Genomic DNA, 239 nt, shown 5'->3' with positions numbered 1-239 from the left:
ACGGAATACGCCACGCCCACGACATCACCTCTTCCTGCGGCAGCAGCTGCACCAGATAGAATGCCAGCGAAGAAAGAACAAACCCGCCGCAGACCCCCACCTGGCTCCAGGCGGTGTAGTACCCTTTCTGGCTTTCCGGCGCATTTTCGCTCAGCATCAACACCCCGCCGCCCCATTCGCCGCCGGAAGCCACGCCCTGTACAAAGCGCAGCGTAATCAAGGCGATTGGCGCCAGTACG

At 61.5% G+C, this 239-nt stretch carries 1 protein-coding gene; it reads right to left on the bottom strand.

What is annotated here, in order from left to right:
• On the bottom strand, positions 1-239 hold a 239-nt coding region (locus QP437_RS10380; protein WP_285267783.1), incomplete at both ends, for an MFS transporter.

This window comes from Haemophilus sp. UMB1048, from assembly GCF_030218125.1.
Taxonomy (GTDB): domain Bacteria; phylum Pseudomonadota; class Gammaproteobacteria; order Enterobacterales; family Pasteurellaceae; genus Haemophilus_D.
Note: the sequence above shows the minus strand (reverse complement) of the source record. Positions and strands in the feature narration are given on the sequence as shown.